This window comes from Microvirga sp. P5_D2, assembly GCF_054049475.1.
The window spans coordinates 1-1,462 of record NZ_JBFUMH010000360.1 but is presented as its reverse complement, the minus strand read 5'-3'; the positions used below and the strand labels follow the sequence as shown (position 1 = coordinate 1,462).

The window sequence follows — 1,462 nt, the reverse complement described above, 5'->3', positions numbered from 1 at the left end:
GGTCTACCGCGTCGTCGCTCCAGGCGCCGTTCGCGCCCTTGGCCTGGGCGAAGGGTGCGAACAGGTCGGACAGGTTGAGGTCGTCCGCGGCAAGCGTCCCGGTGATGAGAGAGCGGGCCGCGTCGAAGCGCACGGCGAGCGCGCCTTCGAGCTTGTCGTGGCCCATCGTGACCGCAACGGACGGCCAGGACAAGCGGCGGCGGTCCATGGAGAAATCGCCGCTGATGGAGAAGGCCTGCACGAGCGACCCCAAGGGCAATTTCATGCCGCTCCAGCGGGTGAAGTTGCTGAGTGAGCGGGCTTCGATCACGCTTTCGCCGGTCATGCGCGGATTGGGCCCGAGCTGCGCCTCGCCCTTCAGGCGAATACGCCCCGATGCGGTCGAGGCATCGAGCGAAACCGGGCTGATCTGACCCGCGGCGAGCAGGGTCGGGTGAGCGGACGCTCCCTCCACATGGACGCGCTCGCCGCGCCAGTCCGCCGCGCCGGAGACAGTCATCGGCTCGTCGGCATCGGTCCAGCGGATCACGAGATCGAGATTGTCGAGATTGGCATCCTTCAGGTCCGTCCAGCGGATCGACGACCTGCTGAGGATCAGGCGGCGGGCATAGGTGTCATTGGCGCGGTTCTTGGCGAGCTCCGTCCAGGTGACGGTCCGAAGCGCCTCGTAGGACGCTGTGACGCGAGTTTCCGTCAGGTCGAAATCCGACAGCTCGATCCGGCCGAAAAGCAGCGGAAGCAAGCGCAGCTCGCCCCTCAAGGTTCCGCCCTTGGCGATCAGCGCCTTGTCGGGGAAATGGAGCGTCACGTCCTCGAACTTCACCCGGGGGATGGGCAGAACGGCGAAGGTGCTGCGCCCGGCGACCGTCAGATCGAGCCCGTAGCGCGCCTGCATATGCTTGGTGAGCGCCGACGAGAGCCCGTTCTCCCTGAGGGTCCAGGGAGCTGCGGCCATTCCGAGAACGGCAACGACGATCAATGCGATGAAAACGACGATGCGGCGAGGCATGAGTTTTGTTTTGATACCTTGTCCCCCGCCTCGCAAGAGACAGCAGGCGAACGGCCTGTGGGTGGCGGGGCCTTATTTATCAATTGTTCTCCTATATCCATAGGAAGGGATTGTCTAAAATGAGGCCAGGTTGCAGGGTGTGGCACTATTGCATGTCAGGCCTTTCAAGGGCAGGCACATGCCCAGGAGGATTCTTTGATGGATAAGGTTTTCAGCGACGCGGGTGCGGCGTTGTCGGGTGCGGTGAAGGACGGCATGACGATCATGGCCGGGGGCTTCGGCCTGTGCGGCATTCCCGAGACCCTGATCGAGGCCATTCGCGATTCGGGCGCCCGGGAGCTCACCTTCATCTCCAACAATGCCGGCGTCGACGGCATCGGGCTCGGCCGCCTGCTCGAGACCCGCCAGATCAAAAAGATGATCAGTTCCTACGTCGGCGAGAACAAGCTGTTT

2 protein-coding genes are annotated in these 1,462 nt (G+C 63.6%); one reads left to right on the top strand and one right to left on the bottom strand.

The features are described from left to right. On the bottom strand, positions 1-1,009 hold a 1,009-nt coding region (locus ACXJKO_RS31650), incomplete at its 3' end, for an AsmA family protein (RefSeq protein ID WP_457094960.1). A gap of 198 nt (positions 1,010-1,207) precedes the next feature. Here ACXJKO_RS31650 and ACXJKO_RS31645 point away from each other — a divergent pair. Next, on the top strand, positions 1,208-1,462 hold a 255-nt coding region (locus tag ACXJKO_RS31645; RefSeq protein WP_457094959.1), incomplete at its 3' end, for a CoA-transferase.